We start from the raw sequence: 24590 nt of genomic DNA, 5'->3' as shown, positions 1-24590 counted from the left end.
AAATGGTCGCTCCGATCCGGTCGGGGCGACCATTTCGGCGCTCTCGTTGTCTCGGTGCCACAACGCACATGAGCTTCGGGATGCGCGTGGGTAGCGTGAACGTGTCCACGATGCACACGGAGGTGCGGATTTGACCCAGTCAACGCAGACAGGTTCCCTCGCCGGGAAGACCATCATCATGTCAGGCGGAAGCCGCGGCATCGGACTCGCGATCGCGAAGCGCGCGGCGCGTGATGGCGCGAACGTCGTGCTCCTGGCGAAGACCGGTGAGCCCCATCCGAAGCTGCCCGGCACGGTCTACACGGCCGCTGAGGAGGTACGCGAGGCCGGTGGGCGCGCTCTGCCGGTCGTGGGCGACGTCCGTGACGACTCCGACCTGCAGCGGGCGGTCGATACGGCGGTCGTCGAGTTCGGCGGCATCGACATCGTCGTCAACAACGCGAGCGCCATCGACCTGCGGTCGACGCTCGACATCGACGAGAAGCGCTACGACCTGATGCATCAGATCAACCAGCGGGGCACGTTCATGCTGTCGCGGGCCGCGCTGCCGCACCTGCTGGAGTCGGCGGATGCTCGCATCCTGTCGCTCTCACCTCCCCTGAACCTGTCGGCGAGGTGGCTCGGCGCCTACCCCGCGTATATGACGGCGAAGTACGGCATGACGCTCGCGACGCTGGGCATCGGTGCCGAGTTCGCCGAGAAGGGAGTCGAGGCGAACACCCTCTGGCCGCGCACGACCATCCAGACCGCCGCGGTCGCCAACATCATCGGCGGCGAGGAGCTCATGCGGCGCAGTCGGACTCCAGAGCTGTACGCGGATGCCGCGCACGTCGTCCTCACGGCGCCGCGCGGCCGGTACCAGGGCGAGACACTGCTGTGCGAAGACGTGCTCGCGGATGCGGGTGTGAGCGATCTGGGCGCCTACTCACCCGGTGTGGATGCCGCCGAACTGTTTCCCGATGCCTTCGTCGGCTGACGGTATGGACATCGGAGGGGGTTTCGAGACCAACGGCCTAGTGTGAGTCCCAGATGGGCGGTTCGGGCACATCCCCGGCAGACCCTACGTGCAGCAGTCCAACGAGGGAGCGTGACGATGACGGGTGTCGATCAGCACATCAAACCGGACGTCCCACCGTCCGGTCCGGGGTGTGTGGAATGCGAGCAGTCGGGCAGCTGGTGGCTGCACCTGCGTCGCTGCACGTTCTGCGGACACATCGGCTGCTGCGACGACTCCCTGAACACGCACGCGACGAAGCACGCTCACGCAACCGGTCACCAGGTCATCTGCAGCTACGAGCCTGACGAGGTGTGGTTCTGGGACTACGCGACGGTCACGATGTTCGACGGGCCGACGCTGCACGCGCCGCTCAGCCACCCACGGTCGCAGACGGTCCCGGGCCCGCGGGAACGCGTGCCGGCCGACTGGCAACGCCTCCTGGGCGCATGACGACGCCGCTCGGCGATCTCCCGGACGAACCGCTCGCCCTGCCCGAGGCCCCATACGCGTAGGCCGGATGCCGAGGGCGGGGTTGTGGTCGTCGAGACTCGCCTGAAGCGGCCGCAAGTCCGCCCCCGGATGGGCCGACTCACGCAGAAGAACCCCGGTCAGATTTCTCTGACCGGGGTTCTGTGTCACCGTGGAGCCTAGGAGATTCGAACTCCTGACATCCTGCTTGCAAAGCAGGCGCTCTACCAACTGAGCTAAGGCCCCGTTCGGGGGTGGAAACGACACCAGACTTCAGTGTCGAACCGTGGGGCTACCAGGACTTGAACCTGGGACCTCTTCGTTATCAGCGAAGCGCTCTAACCGCCTGAGCTATAGCCCCCGAAGCGACTGCCCCAACATACACGAAAAGTGCACCGCAGGGGAAATCGAGCCGCTAGCTGTTCGTGAAACCGAACACGAGGCCTCCCGTGACCTTCACCGCGAGGTTGTACAGGAACGCCGCGACCGCGCCGAGGGCAGTGCCCGCGACGAGGTTGAGGAGCGCCACGACAAGCGAGAAGAGCATGAGCTGCGGCAGTGTGACGAAGTCATCGACTCCGACACCTGCCGAACCGGAGACGTCGTTGAGGAGGTTGTTGACGCTCCCCAGCACACCCGTGTTCTCGATGACCGTCCACATGAGGAACGTGGCAACGATGGTGATGATGCCGAAGCAGATCGACAGCAGGAAGGAGAACTTCACGACAGACCAGAAGTCGATGTGCACCAAACGGAGGCGCACCTGCTTGCTCGCAGTCTTCTTGCTGGACTTCTGGGCCAGCTTGTCAGCAACGCTCGTCATAGATCAGTACCTCAGTCTTCGGTCTCGTCCTGCTCGAACGACGTGACCGAGTCTGCCACAGTCTCACTCTCGTCACTCTCGGCGGTCGTGCTCTCCTCGTCGCCGGAGGCATCAGGGGTGGCCTCGGTCGCCGCCTCGGTGTCGTCGGAGGCGGTGGCGCCGGCGGATTCGCCGTCCTCACCCGCCTCGTCTTCCTTCTCGAGCTCGCGGTCGGCGTTCTGCGCGATCGCGATCACGTAGTCGCTGTTGTCAAGCCTCGCGAAGGTCACGCCCATGGAGTCGCGTCCGGTCACGGAGACCTCGGCGACGTTGGAACGCACGACCTTGCCGGAGGCGAGGATGACCAGCACCTCTTCGGCGTCGTGGACGAGCAGCGCGCCGGCGAGCCCGCCGCGTTCCTCGTTCAGCTTCGCGACCTTGATGCCGAGGCCGCCGCGCTTCTGGATGCGGTACTGCGAGACCGACGTGCGCTTCGCGTATCCACCCTCCGTGACGATGAACACGTAGACGTCATCACTCGAGGTGACCGCTGCGGTGAGCAGGTAGTCGCCGTCGCGGAACGACATGCCCTTCACCCCGGAGGTGGAGCGGCCCATGGGCCGGAGCGCCTCGTCGTTCGCCTCGAAGCGAAGCGACATTCCCAGGTGGGAGACGCAGAACACGTGGTCGGACTCGTCGGCGAGCATCGCCGAGACGAGCTCGTCGCCCTCGCGCAGGTTGACCGCGATGATGCCGGCCTGGCGGTTCGTGTCGTACTCGGTGAGCGCCGTCTTCTTGACGAGTCCCTCGCGGGTGGCCAGCACGAGGTACTGCGCCTGGCGGTAGTCGCTGATGTCGAGGATCTGCGCGACCTTCTCGTCGGGCTGCAGCGGCAGCAGGTTCGCGATGTGCTGCCCCTTCGCATCCCGGCCAGCCTCGATGAGCTCGTACGCCTTGGCCCGGTACACGCGGCCCAGGTTCGTGAAGAAGAGCAGCCAGTGGTGGGTCGTCGTGACGAAGAACTGCTCGACCACGTCGTCCGCCCGGAGCTGGGCGCCCTTGATGCCCTTGCCGCCCCGGTGCTGTGAACGGTAGTTGTCGCTGCGCGTGCGCTTGATGTAGCCGCCGCGCGTGACGGTGACCACCATCTCCTCTTCGGGGATGAGGTCCTCGTCGGTCATGTCGCCGCCGGAGCCTCGCAGGATCTCGGTGCGTCGATCGTCGCCGAACTTGTCGACGACTTCCTGCAGCTCGTCCGCGATGATCGTGCGCTGGCGCACGGGGTCGGCGAGGATCTCCTTGTACTCGGCGATCATCGCTTCGAGACGCGCTGCGTCTTCCATGATCTTCTGGCGCTCGAGCGCTGCGAGGCGGCGCAGCTGGAGGTTCAGGATGGCGCTGGCCTGCAGCTCGTCGACGTCGAGCAGCTCCATGAGTCCCGTGCGGGCCTCTTCGACGGTCGGCGACCGGCGGATGAGCGCGATGACCTCGTCGAGCATGTCGAGCGCTTTGAGGTAGCCGCGGAGGATGTGAACCTCGTCTTCCGCCTTCTTGAGGCGGAACTTCGTGCGGCGCACGATGACCTCGACCTGGTGCTGCACCCACGCCGTGATGAAGCCGTCGATCGCGAGCGTGCGGGGAACGCCGTCGACGATCGCGAGCATGTTCGCGCCGAAGTTCTCCTGCAGCTGCGTGTGCTTGTAGAGGTTGTTGAGCACGACCTTCGCGACGGCGTCGCGCTTGAGCACGATGACGAGGCGCTGACCGGTTCGGCCGGAGGACTCGTCGCGGATGTCGGCGATGCCGGTGAGGCGCTGGTCCTTGACGAGCTCGGCGACCTTCAGCGCAAGATTGTCGGGGTTGACCTGGTAGGGCAGCTCCGTGATGACGAGGCACGTGCGGCCGTGGATCTCCTCGATCGCGACGACAGCGCGCATCGTGATGGAGCCGCGACCGGTGCGGTACGCCTCCTGGATCCCCTTGGTGCCGAGGATCTGGGCGCCGGTGGGGAAGTCAGGGCCGTGGATGCGCTCCATGAGCGCGTCCATGAGCTCCTCGCGGGTCGCATCCGGGTGCTCGAGGTGCCACAGCGCACCAGCCGCGACCTCGCGGAGGTTGTGCGGGGGGATGTTCGTGGCCATGCCGACGGCGATGCCGACGGAGCCGTTGACCAGGAGGTTCGGGAAGCGGGCGGGCAGCACGGCTGGCTCGCGCGTGCGGCCGTCGTAGTTGTCCTGGAAGTCGACGGTGTCCTCGTCGATGTCCCTGACCATCTCGAGCGCGAGCGGCGCCATCTTGGTCTCGGTGTATCGGGGCGCGGCGGCACCGTCGTTGCCGGCGGAGCCGAAGTTCCCCTGGCCGAGGGCGAGCGGGTAGCGCAGCGACCACGGCTGGACGAGGCGGACGAGGGCGTCGTAGATCGCCGAGTCGCCGTGCGGGTGGAACTGCCCCATGACGTCTCCGACGACGCGGGCGCACTTCGAGAATGCCTTGTCGGGCCGGTAGCCGCCGTCGTACATCGCGTAGATGACACGGCGGTGCACGGGCTTGAGCCCGTCGCGCACCTCGGGGAGCGCTCGACCGACGATGACGCTCATCGCGTAGTCGAGGTACGAGCGCTGCATCTCGAGCTGCAGGTCGACCTGCCCGATGCGGTCTTCGCCGTCGGCGTTGGTGGTTGTGACGCGTTCTTCAGCCATAGATGTGCCTGTGTGCCTTAGATATCGAGGAAGCGCACGTCGTGCGCGTTCTGCTGAATGAAGGTCCGGCGGGATTCGACGTCCTCGCCCATGAGCGTGCTGAACACGGCGTCAGCCGCTTCTGCGTCGCTCACCTTGACCTGCAGGAGCGTGCGCACGGAGGGATCCATCGTCGTCTCCCAGAGCTCCTGGTAGCTCATCTCGCCGAGCCCCTTGTAGCGCTGGATGGCGTTGTCCTTGGGAATACGACGACCGGCGGCCTTGCCGTCTGCGAGCATCGCGTCGCGCTCGCGGTCCGAGTAGGCGAAGTCGTGCGCCGCGTTGGACCACTTGATGCGGTACAGCGGCGGCTGCGCGAGGAACACGTAGCCGAGCTCGACGAGCGGACGCATGTAGCGGAACAGGAGTGTCAGGAGCAGCGTCGTGATGTGCTGGCCGTCGACGTCGGCGTCTGCCATGAGGATGATCTTGTGGTACCTGACCTTGTCAGGGTCGAAGTCGTCGCCGAGGCCGGCGCCGAACGCGGTGATCATCGACTGCACTTCGTTGTTCTGCAGCGCGCGGTCGAGGCGAGCCTTCTCGACGTTCAGGATCTTCCCGCGCAGCGGGAGGATGGCCTGCGTCTCGGGGTCGCGGCCCTGAACTGCGGAGCCACCGGCCGAGTCGCCCTCGACGATGAAGACCTCGGAGCGTGTCGGGTCCTTCGACTGGCAGTCCTTGAGCTTGCCTGGCATGCCGCCGGTCTCGAGGAGCCCCTTGCGTCGGGTCTGCTCGCGTGCGCGACGTGCCGCGAGGCGGGCAGCGGATGCCTGGCCCGCCTTGCGGATGATGTCCCTGGCCTGCGAGGGGTTGCGGTCGAACCAGTCCTGGAGCGCCTGGCCGACGATGCGCTGCACGTACGACTTGGCCTCGGTGTTGCCGAGCTTCGTCTTCGTCTGACCCTCGAACTGCGGTTCGCCGAGCTTGATGGAGATGACGGCGGCGAGTCCTTCGCGGACATCCTCACCCGAGAAGTTCTCGTCCTTCTCCTTGATGAGGTTCTTCTCGCGCGCGTATCGGTTGACAACAGTCGTGAGGGCGGCCCGGAACCCTTCGAGGTGCGTGCCGCCTTCCTTCGTGTTGATCGTGTTCGCGAACGAGTGGATGGACTCCGAGTAGGAGTCGATCCACTGCATCGCCAGCTCGAGCGAGATCTTGCGCTCGGTGTCCTCGGCGTTGACCTCGATGATCTCCTCGTGCACCGGCTGCTTCTTGCGACGGCTGACGAGGTGCTGCACGTAGTCGACGAGTCCGCGCTCGAACAGGTACGTCTGCGCGCGCTTCTGCGGGATCTCGATGGACTCGGTGACGGCCTTCGGCTCGCCGGTCTCGGTCCGCTCGGCGTCGTCGACGTCAGCGGCGGTCTCGTCCTGGAGCTCGGTGATCTGTGCCGCGAGTCCGTCGCCCGTGAGGGTCGACTGGTCGCGGTCGTCGGCAAGTGAGATGCGCAGGCCCTTGTTGAGGAAGGCCATCTGCTGGAAGCGCGCGCGGAGCACCTCGAAGTCGTACTCGACGGTCTCGAAGATCTCGGAGTTCGCGTAGAACGTGATGGTCGTTCCAGTGTCTTCGGTCGGCTCGCCCTTCCGGATGTTCCCGGTCGGCACGCCGTTCTCGAAGTCCATCTCCCACTCGAAGCCATCGCGCTTGACCTGTGCGATGAGGCGGTAGGACAGGGCGTTCACGACGGAGGAGCCCACGCCGTGGAGACCGCCGGAGACCGCGTAGCCGCCACCGCCGAACTTTCCGCCGGCGTGCAGCTTGGTGAGCACGACCTCGAGCGTGGAGATTCCCTCGACCGGGTGCATCTCGACGGGGATGCCTCGGCCGTTGTCGCGAACGCGCACGGCTCCGTCATCCTGCAGCGTTACCTGGATGTCGTCGCAGTAGCCCGCGAGCGATTCATCCACAGAGTTATCCACAATCTCGTACACGAGGTGGTGAAGTCCCTCGGGACCTGTGGAGCCGATGTACATGCCTGGGCGCTTGCGAACGGCTTCGAGCCCCTCGAGCACCTGGATCTGGCCTGCGCCGTAGTCGTTCTCAACCCGATCGTTCTGCGAGCGGGCTTCGACCACCTCGGCGGGAGCCCCCTCCTGGCCTTCCGACGTTCCTGGACCGTCCGACTGCAGAGCGTCGTCTGGCGTCTCAGTCGTGTTCTCGGGGTCGGAAGTTTCTGATGCCATAACTCGGGCGTCTCCTTGCTGTGTGGCGACATGCAAGATCCGCGTTGCGAGCAAACTCGCATGACGCGGATCCAGCGACTGTTCAGTCTACCAAGGAACACGACTCGAGGCCCGAAAATGGAGCGTGAAGCGACGAAAACGAGGGGACGTACCGTATTTGCCTTGTCAACCGTAGGTATCGCGTGGACCACGCCCTGGAACCGATCTGGGACCGCGTTTCCACGAGGGGGCACCCGGGTTCAGAAAGCGGATGCGCTCGACCTTCGCTTCCGCGTACCTCTCCGTGAGGTTCGTGAGCAGCATCGTCTGCATCCCCCGGAGCTGCGTCGCCCACGCAGTCGAGTCGCACTGCACCAGCAGCACGCCATCCTCGATGTGCAGCGGAGTGGAATGCGCCGCCGTCTCCTTGCCCACGATCTCGGGCCACGCGTCCATCAGCTCCGCCTGCTTGAGCGGTCCGTTCCAACCGAATTGCCTGGTCAGTGCGGCAAGGGCCGATCCAGCGGCGACGGGATCACGTCCGAAGCCGAACGGCTCGGACAGCTCGGTGCCCTCCGCATCCTTCGCCTTCGCTGCAAGGCGCCGGCGAAGCGACGTCGTCTTCCCGCCGAAGACCTCCTTGAAGCGCGCGTACACCTCAGCGCCCTCACTCATCGACGTCGCCCGTCTGAATCGTTCCGGCACTGATCCGGATGATCTGCGAACGCAGCCCCTCAGGAACATCCTCGAGGACCGCGGCCGTGATGAGGACCTGCTCGAAATCACCGATCGCCTCGGCGAGGCGGGACCGGCGTGACGCATCGAGCTCGGCGAACACGTCGTCGAGGATGAGCACAGGATCGCCTGCGCGCGACTCGCTGCGCACCAATTCGGCGGCCGCGAGCTTGAGTGCAAGCGCAAACGACCAGGATTCACCATGACTCGCCGTGACTCGCGCCGGCAGACCGTTGAGCCAGAACACGGCGTCATCACGGTGGGGACCGACGAGGCTCACGCCTCGTTCCATCTCGCGGGGACGCATCGCGGCGAGCTGCGCGGTGAAACGCTCACGGATCTCCGCCGTCGTGACTTCGCCGCCTTCGACGTCCGCGCCCTCGCCATCGGCGTCGCCCATGACGGAGGCAGCGTGGCCGAAGGCGGAGACGCGCATCGACAGCGTCGGCCGGTGGTCAGCGCCGACGAGACGCTGGTACGAACCGGCAAGGTGCGGAAGCAGCCGATCGCAGAGCAGCAGCCGCTCGGCGATGATCTGGGAGCCGAGCTCCAGCATCCGCTCGTCCCACACATCCAAGGTCGCGATCATCGCTTCCGATGATCGTGGGCCACGCATCGACCGAAGCAGGGAGTTCCGCTGTCGGAGGACCCGCTCGTAGTCGGCGATCACGCCGCCGAGCTTCGGCGAATGGGTAACGAGCAGGGAATCGAGGAACCGGCGTCGGGCCCCCGGTTCACCACGCACGAGCGTGAGATCTTCCGGCGCGAAGAGCACGCTCGCGAAGTACCGAGCCAGGTCGCGAGACCTGACATTCTGGCCGCCGACCCTCGCCTTGTTGGCACCGGAGCTCGCGATCTGCACATCCAGGTGCAGCGAGCGGGTCTCGTGAGCCAGCTCCATCTTGACGACGGCGAACTCCTGGCCGAAGCGCACGAGCGCCTGGTCACTGGAGACTCGGTGCGAGCCGAGCGTTGCGAGGTAGCCGATCGCCTCGACGAGGTTGGTCTTGCCCTGGCCGTTCGACCCGACGAACAGGTGAGCGCCGGGGCCGAGCGACAGATCCGCGGACTCGTAGTTCCTGAAGTCGTGCAGCTGCAGACGCGTGACGTGCACTGGTTACCGCATGAGCAGATTCGGCTGCAGCAGGTAGCGGTAGTTCGTCGACTCGCCCTCGTCGCGCGAGGTCTGGCTCGTGAGCAGCACGGGTCCCGGCTTGTTGGGGTTCTCGGAGTTCGTGAAGGCGATTCGCACGAACGGCGAGTGGATGGCGCCGACTCCGTCCAGCAGGAACTGCGGCTTGAGCGAGACGACCATGTCGTTGCCGTGCAGGACTGCGTCGAGGTTCTCGCTTGCCTGAGCCTGCTCGCTGCCGAGCGCTTCGAGGTGGAGTCCCTCGGTCGTGAACGTGAAGCGCAGTGCCGCCTCGCGTTCGAGCACGAGCTGCACGCGGCGAACCGCGTCGACGATGTCGCTGACCGTGAGCACTGCGTAGTGCGGCGTCTCAGCGGGGAAGAGGCGCTCCACTGCGGGGAAGTTGCCCTTGATGAGGAGCGAGGTGACGGTCTTGTTGCCAGCGGAGAAGGCGATGAGCTCTCGGATGTCGTCCTTGACGAGCGTGATCGTGATCTCACCGGAGCTGCCGAGCGACTTGCCGACCTCGGCGAGCGTCTTGGCTGGTACGAGAGCTGTCTCGGTCTCCGTGAGGGAGCTCTGCCATTCGATGGTCCGCACTGCGACACGGTAGCGGTCGGTCGCGACGAGGCTCATCGAATCGGCCTGCAGCGAGAGGTTCACACCCGTGATCACGGGGGCGACGTCTTCGCGGGAGGCTGCGACCGCGACCTGGGAGATCGCCTCCGAGAACACGTCACCCGCGATGGAACCGCTCGCGCCTTCGACGACGGGCAGGCTCGGGAACTCCTCGATGGGCATCGTCGGCAGGTGGAACGACGCGCTGCCGCAGCGAATGACAACTCCGGAGTCGTCGCGGCTCAGCTCGACGGGAGCCTGAGGAAGTCGATTCGCGATGTCAGCGAGGAGGCGTCCCTGCACGAGGACGGCTCCTGGCTCCTGGACATCAGCGTCGATGCTGGTGCGGCTGGAGACCTCGTAGTCGAATGACGAGAGCGTGACCCCTGCGTCGCCGACCTCGACGACAACACCGCTGAGGATGGGGAGGGTCGGGCGCTGAGGCAGAAGCTTGACGACAAACGACACCGCATCGCTGAAGACGTCACGGTTGACCACAAACTTCACTAGGCGTTCCTCTCGTTGGAATGACCCAATGGTAGCCGCCCAGATTCGGTGTGTTGCGCCCGAGCGTCAGAGCATCCTGTGCTGCTTCCCACGGCACGAGCTCGTCGTCGCGCACGCGAAAATACCAGTCCACGGAGGGCCGGCCGACCACCGTTCACCAATGTCGTCGATTCGCCCAATATCAATAGATTTCTTGTCATCATCGTATTAACAGCTGTGCACACTGTGGATAACTCAGTACTCCCCAGCGCCCGCATGGGAACTACAAAAATGTAAGTTGTGGCGGAGCGGTGGACGCCCTGTGCACGCTGACGAGCACTGGGGTGCACAACTTCTCGGACTCCACAGCGCCGAGCGCGTTTTCCACAGTCCGTGCTCGCGTGTCGATTCCACAGTCCACAAGTTATCCACAGGGCCTGAGGGCAAGAAAAGCTCCGCATCCGTGCACGAGGGCCCGTGATGCGGAGCTGGAGGGTGCTCAGGAGCGTCCGTTTCCGTTCTGGCGGATGCGCGCTGTGAGCTCTGTGACCTGGTTGTAGACGTCGCGGCGCTCGGTCATGAGCTTCGTGATCTTGCGGTGCGCGTACATCACCGTCGTGTGGTCTCGCCCACCGAACAGCTGCCCGATCTTGGGAAGAGACAGGTTCGTCATCTCTCTGCAGATGTACATGGCGATCTGCCGACTCGTGGCGATCGCCTGCGATCGGGAGGATCCGTAGAGGTCGTCGACTGTCAGCTGGAAGTACGCAGCCGTCCGATTGATGATGTCGACGGGTGAGACGACGCCAGTGTCCTGATCGGACACGAGATCCTTCAGCACGGTCGACACGAGGGCGAGATCGACCTTCTCGCCGTTCAGGTTCGCGTACGCGGTGACGCGGATGAGCGTGCCCTCGAGCTCACGGATGCTCGACGAGACCCTCGCGGCGATGAACTCGAGAGCGTCGTCCGGGATGAGGAGGTTGTCGACCTGGGACTTCTTGCGGAGGATCGCGATGCGCGTCTCCAGATCGGGGGACTGCACATCGGTGATGAGGCCCCACTCGAATCGGGAGCGCATCCGGTCTTCGAAGCCGGTCAGCTGCTTCGGGGGGAGGTCGCTCGTGATGACGACCTGCTTGTTGTGCTCGTGCAGGGTGTTGAACGTGTGGAAGAAGGCTTCCTGCGTCGAGTCCTTGCCCTGGAGGAACTGGATGTCGTCGATCAGCAGGATGTCGTTGTCGCGGTAGCGCGCCTGGAACGACTGCGTCCGGTTGTTCGCGATGGAGTTGATGAAGTCGTTCGTGAACTCTTCGCTCGAGACGTACCTGACCTGGATGCCCGGGTAGATCGACTCGGCGTAGTTGCCGATGGCGTGGAGCATGTGCGTCTTGCCGAGTCCGGAGCCGCCGTAGACGAACAGCGGATTGTATGAACGCGCCGGCGCCTCGGCGACGGCGACGGCCGCGGCGTGCGCGAATCGGTTCGACCCGCCGATGATGTAGTTGTCGAACGTGTACCGCGGGTTGAGTCGGGACTCAGGGTCGGGCTGCGTGCGCGCGCCTTGATCTGACGACGGATGGTGTCCGACGGATTCTGCTTCGACGACGGTCACCGAGCTGGTCGGGGCGGGCGCTGCCCGCGGCGGAGCGACTTCGATGTAGTCGTGCGAGTCGAGTGGGTCGCTGACGGATGCTCGCGGAGCCGCATCCGGGTTGACGAGCACCGCGAACGTCTTGATGTCCGACTCGTCGAGCTCCGCGATCGCCGCGAGCATCGGCACGCGCGCACGCGTTTCGATCATCGTGCGGGTCATGTCGTTGGGGACTTCGAGCAGCAGCGCGCCGCTCATCACTCCCTTGGCTTCGACGAGTCCGAGGAACCCGAGGAGGGAAGCGGGAACGCGATCGTCTTCACGCAGTGTGGAGAGCAGCGTCTGCCACGTCTCCGAAACCGGGTCGGCCACCGAAGCACTCCCCCCGTCCCTCTGTACTTCACGAGACCGCATCTCTGCGGACCGCGTCTTCTTGGCTGCACACTCGCAGCATGGTCAACGCACCGGCCGTGTGGCACTGGTGCGCAAGTCATTGTGATCTACCCGGTGAGATATCCACAACTTCTGTGGACAAACAGGCGGGTGCCTGTGCATAACTCGCGGAGGTAGGGGCCCAGCCTACGCCGGATCGCCACGCGCGCCAATCGCTTTGGGAGGATTCGGCATGTCGAGCGCCTGCCGAGCACCGGTGTGAGCATAATGCTGGCCCTCTGGCGTCAGTTGACTGCCGGGCCCGGGTCACGTAGGTTAAGGCAGTTGTGCCCTTCGGTAGGGCACTTGTGAAAATCCGTACGGCGTCCGCCGATCGGGTCGTATCTTCCGGAGTTCTCATGTCGAAGCGTACTTTCCAGCCAAACAACCGCCGCCGCGCGAAGACCCACGGCTTCCGCCTGCGCATGCGCACCCGTGCGGGTCGCGCGATCCTCTCGGCTCGTCGCCGCAAGGGTCGCACCGAGCTCTCCGCGTAGCTTCTTGCTTCCCTACGCGAACCGCGTCACCAAGGGCGATGACTATCAGGCCATCGTTCGACGCGGAGTTCGTGTAGGTGCTCGAGGAATCACGGTCAGCGTGCGCGAGCGCGAACAACATGACACACCTACCCGCTTCGGCTTCATTGTCTCGAAGCGGGTAGGTGTGGCTGTTGTGCGCAATCGCATTCGTCGGCGCCTCAAGGCGGTCTCCAGGGAGCTGCTCCCTGAGATCGGTCCTGGCTTCGACGTCGTGTATCGGGTTCATCCGGAAGCGGCGGAGCTCGGGTTCGATGATCTGCGCGAGCGTGCGAGATTCGGGTCGTTGCGAGGCGTGCGTCGAATCGCTGCGCCCAGCGACGCGGATCTTCGTGCCTCGAAGTCGGGGAGATGACCGTGCGTGCCGTTCGACGAGCCGCGCTCGTCCCCCGGAACGTGGTCATCGCACTGCTGAACGCGTACCGCTTGGTGATCTCACCGCTCTACGGTGACGTCTGCCGGTATCACCCCAGCTGCTCCGCGTACTCTTTAAGAGCTGTGCAGGTTCATGGCGTCCTCCGGGGCGGCTTCCTCACCGGGCGACGACTCGTTCGCTGCCACCCCTGGGCTGCTGGAGGCATTGACGACGTGCCTGAGCCAGAACACCGAACCACCACCACTACTGCTCGCGGATTCGTCGTCCTGGGCACTAGCGGAACTTAAGAGAAAGACGTCACCGCACTCATGGATATCCTCGGAACCATCTTGTGGCCGATCAAATGGGTCATCGAGCTCATCTTGGTCGGTTTCCACACGCTGTGGACGACGCTCGGTCTCAACGGCACTGATGGTTGGACGTGGATCCTCGCCATCCTCGGCCTGGTGCTCGTCGTCCGCTCCGCCATGATCCCTCTCATGGTGAAGCAGGTGAAGTCCCAGCGCGCGATGATGGATGTCGCTCCTGAGATCAAGAAGATCCAGGACAAGTACAAGGGCAAGCGCGACCAGTTCTCGATGGAGGCCATGCGTCGCGAGACCATGGCTGTCTACCAGCGGACTGGCTCGAACCCGATGGCGGGCTGCTGGCCGCTGCTCGTGCAGATGCCGATCTTCTTCGGTCTCTTCTCCGTGCTCAACGGGGCACAGCACAACACGGTCGGTGTTGGAGCGCTGAACCAGGAGCTCGCGACGTCCTTCTCGCAGGCGGATATCTGGGGCGCTCCCCTGAGTGCGACGTTCCTCAACAACGATGGCAACGTCGGCGTCCAGATCCTCGCCGGTGTCATGGTCGTCGTCATGACGGTCTCGCAGTTCATCACGCAGAAGCAGATCACTTCGAAGAACGTGTCGCAGGCGACCAAGGAGTCGCCGATGTACCGCCAGCAGCAGATGCTGCTCTACATCCTGCCGCTCACGTTCCTCGTGTCCGGTGTCATGTTCCCGCTGGGTGTCATGACCTACTGGCTCATCTCGAACTTCTGGACCATGGGTCAGCAGTACATCATCATCCGCAACATGCCCACTCCCGGCTCTGAGGCTGCGAAGGCTCGCGAGGAGCGCCTGAAGGCTCGCGGCAAGTGGGTTGAGCCAGAGCGCAAGGACTCCAAGGGGAACGTCATCGTGGAGGCCCCCGTGCAGCAGCCGGCTCAGCGTGCTCAGCCCGTCTCGAAGAACCGAGCCAAGAAGAAGGCAACGGGCGGGAAGCCCGGCGCAGGTGGCGCATCTGGCAAGAGCACCCCGCCCGCGAAGAAGTAGTTTCCCCTCGCCTCGTCCCCTCTCTTTCTCTTAAGGAACCCGAATGACTGAAGCAACCTCCGAGGCCGTCCCCGCTGACGCAGAGACGTCGGATATCCGCGACGACGGGGACATCGCCGCCGACTACCTCGAAGAGCTGCTCGACATCAGCGATGTGGATGGTGACCTCGATATCGAGGTTCGTGAGTCGCGCACGTACATCTCGGTGAACTCCGACGGAGAGTCGAACCTCTCGAAGCTGGCTGATGGGGAGACTGTGGATGCGCTGCAGCACCTGACTCGCCTCGCCGTGCAGGCGGAGACGGGTGAATTCTCAAGGCTCATCCTCGACATCGGCGGTTCGCGCGATGCGCGACGGGGCGAGCTGGCCGGCCTCGTCGACCGGGCAATCACCCGCATCGAGGAAGGCGCCTCGTCCGCCGCCCTCCCCCCGATGTCCTCGTACGAACGCAAGATCGTGCACGACATCGTCTCCGAGCGCGGCTACGTGTCTGAGTCGGAAGGCGAAGCGCGTGAGCGTCACACGGTCATCCGCCCGGCACCCTCAGCCTGACGCGCGGAGTTATCCACAGTAGTTTCCACAGGCGATTATCTGGGGAATTGGGGCGGAATGGCCCCCACGGGTAAAACCCCAGGTCAGCGTCGCTTTCCTCGGAGAAGGCCATGCTACCGGCGTCGCTTCGCTGTTATGCACAGACTTATCCACAGACAGACCGGCGATCCTGGCTGTCCCGTCTTGTCAAGAAACCGATCGTGTCAAACTGGCATGAACTGACCGCGCTCGCGATTTGCGACTGCGTCGACACATTCACGCTGCGAGAGGGGCATGCGGTATGACTGACCACCCGATTGAACTCGAGGTCGAGCCGGCTATCGCGAAGGTGCTCTTCGAGGACCGGATCGAACTCGCTCGCGCGTTCACGTTTGATCTCGCGAAATACGGTGAGCAGCTCGGGCTCGTCGGTCCGCTCGAATACCCCCGCCTCTGGACTCGACACATCGTCAACTCAGTCCTCATGGCTCCTTTGCTGCGTCCCGGGCTCGTCGGAGATATCGGTTCAGGCGCCGGTCTTCCCGGCCTCGTGCTGGCTATTGCGCGTCCCGACGTGAACTTCGTTCTGATTGAGCCCATGGAGCGGCGTACAGAGTGGTTGCAGCGTGAGGTGGATGCCCTCGCTCTCACGAACGTGCAGGTGCGCCGTGCGCGAGCCGAGGAGGTGCACGATGAGTTCACCTTCGATCAGCTGACCGCGCGGGCCGTCTCGGCGCTCAGCAAGCTCATCCCGATCACGGTGCCTCTTGTTCGCTCCGGCGGCGAACTCGTGTTCCTCAAGGGACGATCGGCTGAAGCAGAGATCGAGAAGGCCAGCAAGGCGATCCGAAAATTCGGCCTCACTGATGTTCGAGTCGAGGAGCTTGGCGAGAACCTCGATACTGAGGCCACGCGGGTCATCCGCGCAACGGTCGACTAGGTCGATCGCTGCGCGGCCTCGGCTGCAATTTCGACTTGTATCGATATAGCTTGATGCAAGAAGGCTTGAACCCCGGTTCGTAGCGCTGTCTCGACTGCCCAGAGAGCAGCTCTCTGCTCATTGTTGGCGATTTTCGTGGGCAAAGAGGCGTTTCTGTTCTCGTTCCACGTGAAACACGTCGCAGAGTCATCCACCACGTGCGATCATCGAGAAATTGCGGGAACGCCAGAGATTCCTCGCACCCGCGTCCCCCTTGGAGTCTCACAGTTGCGTCTTGAAGGGTCGCGCAGCTGACATCCGCTCTACGCGCCAGCGACCTGGAGCTATTCGTGGCCTCTTGAGCTGCATTGCTCTGAGGGTCTGGTCTGGCGATGTTGTGTCGAGAATCCGAGGCTGGGTAGAGCTGACAAGACATGGGCGCGTGTGTGCACAACAGGTTCTCGCCACCCAAACATCGTCGAGGCCGGAGTGCAGCTCCGTCGCAGACACCGGGCACAGCTTCCCCACATGCACTGAGCGTGGTTGGCAGCCGGAGCTCTAAGGCTCGATCTGGGGGTGGGCCCACCCAGTTCGCTTGCCGTGTCTGACCGCCCCGGACCCACACGGAGTGGGGAGTGTCTGTCTCTCCCACGTTAAGAGTGTGTGGAATGTCCGTATGCCGTGATTTTCGAGATGTGCGAATCTGCGTTGTCGTGGCGGGCAACAGTTCCTTGCTCATTCGCTGGGGCGGCCGACATGGAGTGACCCAGGCACTCAGTTCACGCACGATGAAGAGTCAAGGAGGGGCGCGATCGTTGTTATGAGTACGCAGCGCCGCAGGTGGTGCGTAGTCGACCAAACATCGTCCGGGCGTCTCACGCCGCTCAGGTGGGTCCCGTAGTCCGTGGCCCGTGTGAGGCTGCTTTACGTAATACGCGGGTTTCTCGGATGAAAGGTCGCGTAAGGACCAAAATTTCGGTCGACGAGCGATGAGCGGGCCACAACGGGAACGCGTGTGCGATGACACTGTCCGAAGTTGATGAGGTTGGGTGACCCCGGGAGGGAAGGGGCTAGGGACTCACGCGTGCCCAAGAGGCACCCACGCGCTCAGGATCCGGTCATGTCGTTGCCCGAGCTCGCGGATTGGGTTTCACGTGGAACAGAACATGACTGGCGACTCCGATCGCTGGGGCGAGTGGTAGTCGCTCTGATCACCCAACATTCGCGCCGTTCCACGTGAAACGGACACTCGCCCATAGCGCGGCCCCCAGCCTCGAGCGGCGGGCGAAGGAGCAGGAAGAGTGCACTGCTTAGCGCGCCGGAGTACCAATTGCCGTGCGCATCCTGGTGATCGAAACGTGGGTAGCGAGCGACGTGGCTTTACGGTGTCCCGCCAAGTGACGGTGTTGGGATCGGCTCAGTGTTGATCGGTGTGCACCACGGACTTCCCGGTCTTGCTTGGACTGTTGCATTGTTGCATGGCGCTCCGGCGGGCTGCGCAACGCAGAGTGTGCGCAACGCAGAGTGCTGCAGGCCGCTCACGTCCGTTACGCCCAGCCCGCGATGCCAACGCCGATCCCAACGCACACGTGCATCGAACTACGTGCGCGGAACGATCATCGTTTCACGTGAAACTCGATCAGGCGGCGTCCCTTGCCAAACGCTGGTACGTAGGGCCGCACGAATGGATGGGCCCCGCCCTGACTTGGAACGTATTGGCCAGCGGGAGTGGGTTAGACCAATCGAGACACGGCAGATGCAGAGCGCGGAACGCCAGTTGTGCCTAGCCGCCGGCCGATTCTGGATCGCTGCCCGCTGTCAATACAGCTAATCCAACCGCGGACAACCAGGCGTTGTGACGGGCGCCCGGCCTCGTCATGTTTATTTGACTGCCAAGTTGCGCTCGATGAGCGGGGCAATCTGAAGATATTGGAATGACTGCGGCGGTGGGACGAGAGCCGCTACCCGTTGTCCCAGTGTGGAGGGAGAAGCAGACAGAGGTATTGCACTGCGACTGTGGGAGCGTAGAGGTGCCCGCTATCGCTCCATCTGCTCCAACCCCTGCTGCGCTGTGCTGCTGTGGCTCCCACTCCAACTACTGCGACCGCTACCCCTGGCACGGCCGCTTCCCCGTCGCCAACGCTACGTAAGCTGCTAGCGGGGAGTGATGCGTGAGTCGTGAGCTGTGAAGCGTGAGCCGTGAGCCGTGAGCCGTGAGCTGGGAGCAGTTAGCCGGGAGCAGCTAGCCGGGAGCAGCGGGCCGCAGCCGCGAGCTCAGGTGTGAGTTCTGACTTGCGACTCGTGAGCTGTGAGACGGAGGGTCCGAGAGATCTGGCCTCCTGCCGAGCCCGTGGCCCGTTGCAGAGTTCAGCACTCAGGGTGGCGCAGTTCTCTCGACGCGCGCGCAGTTGAGAGTTCAGTTCATCTAGCGGGTCCCTCGGTTTGCTTCAGGATGAGGTCCGTCGTTGGGCCCATCTCTGTCGCCGAGGTTCATGAACTCTGAGGCTGCTTCCGTCTGCGACAGCTGTTGCTTGTGCACCTGCGTCGGCGGCGCTCGGAATGATGCCCGAGACTGTCACCAGGCCAGTTCTCTTTCTCACAAACGGGAGTTGGTGTTGACTTACCGTTTCACGTGAAACGGCACTTCGCGCGATTCGTCTTCACGTTGCGGAACCCCGGGACGGGTTGCCGTTTCACGAGGAACGACCTCCTTCAGAGCACGCACGGCGGTGGTCCGTGTCTCTGTTTCACGTGAAACGACTAGCCCCTCGTCCCTCAGTCCGCCGAGGATCCACGTGTTGCCGTTGCTCTGCTGAGCTTGGATCGGCAGGCTCCACGTCCGCGTCCACGTCCGGTTGCGTCGACGACGTCTTCTGATGGACGCCCCACGACGCCCCACGCCACGTGCACACTCGCGCCTGGGTCTACAACTACACCTACGTCTATGTCTACGTCTGCATTCGCGTCTGGGCCTGCGTCGCCGTTCCACACCATGCGCAGGCCTGCGCTCACGCTCACGCTCACGCTGACGCTGACGCTGACGCTGACGCTGACGCTGACGCTGACGCTGACGCTGACGCTGACGCTCACGCTGACCGAGGCGTGGGGCGGAGCGGGGTTAGAGCTGTGGGCGGTCCCGTTCCACCGGCTTGGGCCTTCTCATACGCCACAAGCCGGTGCCCAGGCCCAGGCTCGAACGCGTGCACGCGCGCCCGGGTTCCGGGTGCCCGTTTCACGTGAAACGACGGCTCACACATCTTGTTGGGGTCCCCGTTTGCCCGACGTTTCAGTGGAACTTCGCGGTGATCATCTGTTGAATTTGAGCCTCCACGAAACGGCGGGGCGCGACCTGACAGGGCTTGGTGCACGCGGGTTGTGTGTGACTCCCCACTCTGCACATTGAGCCCAGACGGGGTCCGGCCCGGCAGGGCCCAGGAACTCCTTCGAACCCATGTAGGTCGCGGAGCATTGGCGGCGCCGAGGTATCCAGTAGAAGGGGCAGTTGCGCAAGCGGCCGCTGTCTTCTCATCGTGGGGCGTTCGAATGAACTGTCCCACGACAGCCGCCGGTCTAGGTAGCCATCCACGGACCCGTTTGGTGACAGGGGTCATGTCATGGGTCTTTCTGGCACCTGCCAGAACTGGGGAGGGGCACAAGACACCCGCATGCCGGACAGTCGGGACTATCCAAGGAGTCTCAACTCGTCTGGATGGGTGGGCCAAGTGCTGGGTGTGAGATGGGGTTGGGCCTCCGCTCCGGTTGACTACGGTTAGGGACACCCGCAGAACTGTATCGGCCACTTCCCCCCGCTCGACGTTTTCCGGCCCACACAGTGGCCGACTCCGATCCTGAGAGCAATATCGCTGCACGACTCAGCGTTGGCACGCCGCCGGGACGACGTAGGCGAGGCAACGCGTTCCACGTGAAACGGATTCAATACAGGCAGACCCGCGTCGTCTGATCTTGCCTTGATAGGGCAGAAGAGTTCTCCATGCTCTCGAGGGCTGGCCCGTGGGGTGCGTGATCGGTGCGAACTTCCTTCGCGACTGAGGCACTGTGCGGCCGGCATCAAGACAGGAGGAGGCGCGCACAACCAGACAGAGGCTGACTGTGACTGGCGCGCACCGACCTATCCCTTCTCCGACACGCTGCTCCTGCCACACTCCACCCACTACACGCCACGCCACCTCATCCGTGGGAGGCGGGAGAGTCATTGGTCTAGAGAGTGCTGTTGCCATCCAGACCGGGATTGCCGACCGACCATGGTGCCAGTGGTGAGATCTCGCTCACGCACGTCCAGCGCGAGCCGCTCCAGGTGTGCGATCGGAGCCCGTGCAGTCAAAAGAGCGAGTACTAGTTGACGCGAATCGAACCGCGAGAGCACGTGCAGACCTGCACGAACCCTGGGGTGAGCCAACGAGGGGCCGGCTGGTGGTGTGTGAACTAGACACGCCAATGTGTGTGCCGTATCGCGCGAGGGCCACGGGCCAGGCAGCGCGGCACGGAAGTAGAGGACTGACTGGACTGGAAGTACGAGGTCACGGCAGGGAGTGCAAAATGGCGGCTCATGAGTTGGCATGAGTTCGCACGCATCGACCCACGCTCCTCTGCGGCTACCAGCGGTCTTGCTTTCCCCTACGCAGGACTTCACAGTGCGCGATGCTCGACATGTTTCACGTGGAACGAGGTCACATCGGGTTGTCCCTCGGTGAATGCGATGCTGAGGCCTGCGGTCATCTCTCCGTCTTGATCCCGATCTGAGCGCGAAGATTGAGCGGGGCGCGGGGCCGGGCAAGACTTCATCCCATCACTCCCTGTCCGGAGCGGAGCGAGCTTCAGGTGGCTCATGCCGAAGTCGGGCCAAGTGAGCCGGGAGTGGCTCGGGTGAACCGCTCGATACGTTCATGCCACTGGGGGGACGTGACGTAGATCCCCGCCCTGGAGCACAGATGGTGATTTGAGGTGTTGCGTGTTGGGCACAACGTGCTGAATGACTCTGATGACTCTGTTGCTTCGCGGCTCCGTGGCGCAACTAATGTGGCAGTCTATGCAAGCAGTTGCGGGCTATCACAAGCGATTAGCGGCCTGAGCGCAAGCGTGGTTCGCAGTCGCGAAATGCACCGGGCTGACACGGGGTTCGGAAACTTGCTGGGTCGCTCGATCCTTGAATGTCGAGTGTCGTCGATCCCCGATTCGGTCAGGCAAGCTCACGATCTTGGCGCGGGGATCTACCGCTAGCTTGCATTGCGCAGTGCGTTCCGCATCCGCGCTCCTACATCAGGCGTTTCACGTGGGACGCCCGGTCGTGGCGATACGTTCGGGAGGGCAGGCGTGTTCGTGGAGCTGCCGAACCTCGACTTCTGACGCTACGTGGAGCCCAGGCGTGGAGTGCGAAGGGCTTGGGGCCATGCGGAGTCCGTACGCATCGACCGTGGCTTCGGAAGAGAAGTGTCTCGTCAAGTTGCGCTTTCGGGCTTGTTTCACGTGAAACTCTAGGCGCAAGCCACGGGGCCAAAAGACCGCCCCACCGGACTTGGTGCCCCATCTGCTCACCTCTCTGTTCACGCGGCCACGCCTACTCAGGCCGGCGGTGCGGGTGCGGGGCCCGTGACCGCCGGTCGCTGTTCCACATTCCGGGCGGCTCCCGTCCGGGGCGCGAGTGGAAAACCAGCTTCGCAGATGGAAAGGGATGAGAGCGCCGTCCACAATCCAGTTCGAGTCTCGTTCATCCTGACCGTTGAGACCAGTCCCTCGCGGTACGCCCTACGCAGAGACACCTTGTCATTCCGAGAGGGTGCCTGCTTCAGCAACACCGGCGCGGGCATGATCGTAGTACTCGTACGATTGCCTCCCGTTTCACGTGAAACGACGGTGAGCTAACCAGCCCCGCTTCGACTCTTGCTGGCGGGTGCTGGGATCTTTAGTCCGACCGGGAGTCTTGCGTCGCCGCCCGGAGTCAGGCGAGGTACTCGCACGCGACAAGGACCAAGTACGCCGGATATTCGACGGAGAAAACTCTCACCGCCGACCGACCTCCCGTGAGAGGTGAGCTCAGCTCTTCACCCCTTCAGAATCTCCGCGACTTTGAAGGGGACGAGAGAGCACCGACCGTGTTGACTCTGCTCACCGGACCAACTTGAAACTTGACAACCGAACCCTGTGGCTGAAGTTGAGGTCGAGGCCCGTGTTTCACGTGAAACTGCCACGGCGCGACCAGACTCGGCGATTCCACAACTCTGAGCGTCGCCGCGTTTCCATTGCGGATGTGAGGCACAATTGAGACGTCTACTTGAGGGAGAGCATTCTTGAAAGCTTCATCTGCCGGCGACGCAGCGACGCCACCAGCGTCGGGGCTCGACGATTCACCGCTCGCGACAGCATTGTCTGAGCTGAACCAGCGCAGGAAAAGCCTGGTCAAGAAGGAAGTTCCCCTCCCCAACCACACGCGGATCTTCACGATTTCCAACCAGAAGGGCGGCGTGGGTAAGACGACAACCGCCGTCAATCTGGCCGCGGCTCTCGCTACCCTCGGTGCCCGGGTCCTGGTGATCGACCTGGACCCCCAGGGCAACGCTTCCACCGCCCTTGGCATCGAACACCGCGGAGAGACCGCCGGCACATACGAAGCGCTCCTCGACGGCGAGCCCTTGCGTGAGCTGATGCAACAGTGCCCTGATATCGACACGCTGTGGTGCGTCCCGGCCACGCTCGACCTCGCAGGCGCAGAGATCGAGCTCGTCAACCTCGACAAGCGCGACTACCGACTCCGACAGGCCATCGCCGCCCTCCTGGACGAGACCACCGGCACTGAGCAAGAGTTCCACTACATCTTCATCGACTGCCCTCCCTCCCTCGGGCTGCTGACGATCAACGCATTCGTCGCCGCTCGAGAGGTGCTCATCCCCATCCAGTGCGAGTACTACGCACTCGAAGGACTCGGTCAGCTGATCTCGAACCTCAACCTGCTCTCACAGGACCTCAACCCGCAGCTTCGGCTGACCACGATCCTGCTGACGATGTACGACGGGCGAACCAACCTCTCCCAGGAAGTCGCCGCTGACGTTCGCGAGCACTTCCCGCAAGAAACGCTCAAGGTCGCCATACCGCGCACCGTGCGTATCTCCGAAGCCCCGAGCTTCGGCAAGACCATCATTTCCCACGAACCAACCTCGACCGGCGCGATCGCGTATCTCGAAGCGGCCGTCGAAATCGCCCAGCGAGGAGCATAACCACCATGGCAACCAAGAAACGCACCGGACTCGGACGAGGCATCGGCGCTCTCATCCCGACCTCAGACAGAGGCGCCTCGCGCCCTTCAGACGTGTTCTTCGACAGCGAGACACCGGCCTACCCAACCACTGCATCGTCACGCACCAATGCAGCCGGGACTGCGACGAACACAGACGGAGCGCCGGAAGACACCTCGACGGCGACTCCGGTTTCGGAGAAGCCCGCAGCCGCCACACCCAAGCGGGCGACGCCCGCGCGCGCTCCCCGAGCAAAGGTGCCCGCAGTGGATGCCGCGACGGCAAAGTCCGGTACCGGCAGGAAGACTGCGCCAGCCAAGGCACCAGCAAAGAAGACAGCAACAACAGCGGCATCGAAAGCGCGCACCACCACCACACCGCCCGTGGATGACGAAGCCGCCGTATCGGCCGACACGATCGGAACAACCGCATCGGCGGACCCCGCTGAATCGAGGAACGTCGATGCAGGGGCGCCAGTGGCTGGAACACTCGACACCACCGCAACCGCGACGGGCGCCGCAACTGCCGAGAACCAAGGCCTCGATGACGCAACCGAGGGCGAAGACACCGACGGCCTCGTTGAGATCCCCGGCGCCACTCTGCGCGCTCTGGACCCGAACCGCATCGTTCCGAACGCGCACCAGCCCCGTACGGAGTTCGACGAAGATGCGCTGCAGGAGCTCATCACGTCGGTTCGGGAGTTCGGCGTGCTCCAGCCGATCGTCGTGCGCCCCATCCCTGCTGACCATCCGCTGCGGGATGAGGCCGACTTCGAGCTCATCATGGGCGAGCGTCGCCTGCGCGCGACGAAGGCCGCAGGCCTGGAGAGCATCCCCGCCGTCATCCGGAACACGGAAGACGACGTCATGCTGCGTGACGCGCTTCTCGAGAACCTGCACCGCAGTCAGCTCAACCCGCTCGAAGAAGCATCGGCGTACCAGCAGCTGCTCAACGACTTCGGCATCACCCAAGAGGTGCTCGCAGAACGCATCGGCCGTTCGCGTCCACAGATCAGCAACACGCTGCGCCTCCTCCGCCTCCCGCTGGAAGTCCAGCGTCGTGTCGCGGCCGGAGTCCTCTCAGCCGGTCACGCACGCGCGATCCTCAGCGCCGGAGAACCCGCGGCGATGCAGCAGCTCGCCGACAAGATCGTCAACGAAGACCTCAGCGTTCGATCCGCTGAGGCAGCCGCCGCGAAATCGAGCAGCGCCAAGGCCGACACGCAGGCACCCATCCACAAGGAACCACGCAGCGGTCTCACCGGCTACCTCGACGAGATCGGCGAGCAGCTCGGCGACCGGCTCAACACCCGCGTCAAAGTCACCCTGCGCCGCACCAAGGGGCAGATCGTCGTCGACTTCGCCTCGATCGCCGATCTCAACCGCATCCTTGAAGAACTCGGCGAGTCCGCGCCCGGAAAGTAGCCGCATGACGCGCTGAGAACACCGCGCCACTCGACGAAGCGGGTGGATGAGCCGCAAGGCGCATCCACCCGCT

18 protein-coding genes and 2 tRNA genes are annotated in these 24590 nt (G+C 63.9%); 10 read left to right on the top strand and 10 right to left on the bottom strand.

The genetic code is table 11. From position 1 onward, the window contains the following. Positions 1 to 130: 130 nt before the first annotated feature. Together F8O03_RS10905 and F8O03_RS10900 are read left to right on the top strand one after the other, a co-directional pair. On the top strand, positions 131 to 976 hold the full coding sequence (locus F8O03_RS10905) for an SDR family oxidoreductase (protein ID WP_280115578.1): 846 nt from the start codon (positions 131 to 133) through the stop codon (positions 974 to 976). 117 nt (positions 977 to 1093) lie between these two features. After that, positions 1094 to 1447: a UBP-type zinc finger domain-containing protein gene (locus F8O03_RS10900; protein WP_151424033.1), complete on the top strand. Its 354-nt coding sequence runs from the start codon at positions 1094 to 1096 to the stop codon at positions 1445 to 1447. Positions 1448 to 1638: 191 nt separating this feature from the next. Here the strand turns inward: F8O03_RS10900 and F8O03_RS10895 are convergent. The 9 genes from F8O03_RS10895 to dnaA all read right to left on the bottom strand — a co-directional run bounded on the left by F8O03_RS10895 (position 1639) and on the right by dnaA (position 12104). Then, positions 1639 to 1711, bottom strand: a tRNA-Ala gene (locus F8O03_RS10895). Between the two features lie 41 nt (positions 1712 to 1752). Further along, positions 1753 to 1826 (bottom strand) — tRNA-Ile (locus F8O03_RS10890). Positions 1827 to 1880: 54 nt separating this feature from the next. Further along, positions 1881 to 2288 (bottom strand): DUF3566 domain-containing protein, encoded by a 408-nt coding sequence (locus F8O03_RS10885; RefSeq protein ID WP_104254434.1) that lies wholly within the window; start codon positions 2286 to 2288, stop codon positions 1881 to 1883. A gap of 11 nt (positions 2289 to 2299) precedes the next feature. After that, positions 2300 to 4966 (bottom strand): DNA gyrase subunit A, encoded by a 2667-nt coding sequence (gene gyrA, locus F8O03_RS10880; RefSeq protein WP_151423885.1) that lies wholly within the window; start codon positions 4964 to 4966, stop codon positions 2300 to 2302. 17 nt (positions 4967 to 4983) lie between these two features. Then, positions 4984 to 7188 (bottom strand): DNA topoisomerase (ATP-hydrolyzing) subunit B, encoded by a 2205-nt coding sequence (gene gyrB, locus F8O03_RS10875; RefSeq protein WP_151423884.1) that lies wholly within the window; start codon positions 7186 to 7188, stop codon positions 4984 to 4986. Positions 7189 to 7353: 165 nt separating this feature from the next. Continuing rightward, complete coding sequence (locus tag F8O03_RS10870; protein ID WP_104254431.1) at positions 7354 to 7842, bottom strand: DciA family protein; 489 nt, start codon at positions 7840 to 7842, stop codon at positions 7354 to 7356. Beyond that, complete coding sequence (recF, locus tag F8O03_RS10865) at positions 7835 to 9016, bottom strand: DNA replication/repair protein RecF (protein WP_151423883.1); 1182 nt, start codon at positions 9014 to 9016, stop codon at positions 7835 to 7837. The genes F8O03_RS10870 and recF overlap by 8 nt, the downstream gene beginning before the upstream one ends. Positions 9017 to 9019: 3 nt before the next feature. Beyond that, positions 9020 to 10159 (bottom strand): DNA polymerase III subunit beta, encoded by a 1140-nt coding sequence (dnaN, locus tag F8O03_RS10860; RefSeq protein ID WP_104254429.1) that lies wholly within the window; start codon positions 10157 to 10159, stop codon positions 9020 to 9022. A 478-nt stretch (positions 10160 to 10637) separates the two neighbouring features. Continuing rightward, on the bottom strand, positions 10638 to 12104 hold the full coding sequence (gene dnaA, locus F8O03_RS10855; protein WP_244296185.1) for a chromosomal replication initiator protein DnaA: 1467 nt from the start codon (positions 12102 to 12104) through the stop codon (positions 10638 to 10640). 419 nt (positions 12105 to 12523) lie between these two features. Between dnaA and rpmH the strand changes: the two genes are divergently transcribed. From rpmH to F8O03_RS10815, 7 genes are all read left to right on the top strand, one after another. Then, positions 12524 to 12661, top strand: coding sequence for a 50S ribosomal protein L34 (gene rpmH / locus F8O03_RS10850; RefSeq protein WP_068484134.1), 138 nt, complete (start codon positions 12524 to 12526; stop codon positions 12659 to 12661). Between the two features lie 4 nt (positions 12662 to 12665). Continuing rightward, positions 12666 to 13055 carry a ribonuclease P protein component gene (gene rnpA, locus F8O03_RS10845; RefSeq protein ID WP_151423881.1) on the top strand — a complete coding sequence of 130 codons (390 nt, stop codon included), beginning with the start codon at positions 12666 to 12668 and terminating at the stop codon, positions 13053 to 13055. After that, positions 13052 to 13363, top strand: coding sequence for a membrane protein insertion efficiency factor YidD (gene yidD, locus F8O03_RS10840; protein ID WP_151423880.1), 312 nt, complete (start codon positions 13052 to 13054; stop codon positions 13361 to 13363). Before rnpA ends, yidD begins: the two co-directional genes overlap by 4 nt. A gap of 21 nt (positions 13364 to 13384) precedes the next feature. Continuing rightward, positions 13385 to 14395 carry a membrane protein insertase YidC gene (yidC, locus tag F8O03_RS10835; protein ID WP_104254425.1) on the top strand — a complete coding sequence of 337 codons (1011 nt, stop codon included), beginning with the start codon at positions 13385 to 13387 and terminating at the stop codon, positions 14393 to 14395. Positions 14396 to 14438: 43 nt separating this feature from the next. Continuing rightward, positions 14439 to 14948: a Jag family protein gene (locus F8O03_RS10830; protein ID WP_104254424.1), complete on the top strand. Its 510-nt coding sequence runs from the start codon at positions 14439 to 14441 to the stop codon at positions 14946 to 14948. A gap of 280 nt (positions 14949 to 15228) precedes the next feature. Next, positions 15229 to 15867 carry a 16S rRNA (guanine(527)-N(7))-methyltransferase RsmG gene (gene rsmG / locus F8O03_RS10825; RefSeq protein ID WP_151423879.1) on the top strand — a complete coding sequence of 213 codons (639 nt, stop codon included), beginning with the start codon at positions 15229 to 15231 and terminating at the stop codon, positions 15865 to 15867. Positions 15868 to 22151: 6284 nt separating this feature from the next. Further along, positions 22152 to 23075, top strand: a complete 924-nt coding sequence (locus F8O03_RS10815) for a ParA family protein (protein WP_104254422.1) — start codon at positions 22152 to 22154, stop codon at positions 23073 to 23075. 118 nt (positions 23076 to 23193) lie between these two features. Here F8O03_RS10815 and F8O03_RS18080 read toward each other — a convergent pair whose 3' ends face one another. Beyond that, positions 23194 to 23508, bottom strand: coding sequence for a hypothetical protein (locus F8O03_RS18080; protein ID WP_167516533.1), 315 nt, complete (start codon positions 23506 to 23508; stop codon positions 23194 to 23196). Between the two features lie 61 nt (positions 23509 to 23569). Between F8O03_RS18080 and F8O03_RS10805 the strand changes: the two genes are divergently transcribed. Beyond that, the gene (locus F8O03_RS10805; protein WP_208851848.1) at positions 23570 to 24517 is read left to right on the top strand and encodes a ParB/RepB/Spo0J family partition protein; all 948 of its coding nucleotides are present in this window, start codon (positions 23570 to 23572) and stop codon (positions 24515 to 24517) included. Positions 24518 to 24590: the final 73 nt, after the last annotated feature.

Origin of the sequence: Pseudoclavibacter terrae (assembly GCF_008831075.1) — a bacterium.
GTDB classification, from domain to species: domain Bacteria; phylum Actinomycetota; class Actinomycetes; order Actinomycetales; family Microbacteriaceae; genus Pseudoclavibacter; species Pseudoclavibacter terrae.
This window is presented reverse-complemented; position numbering and strand designations above follow the sequence as displayed.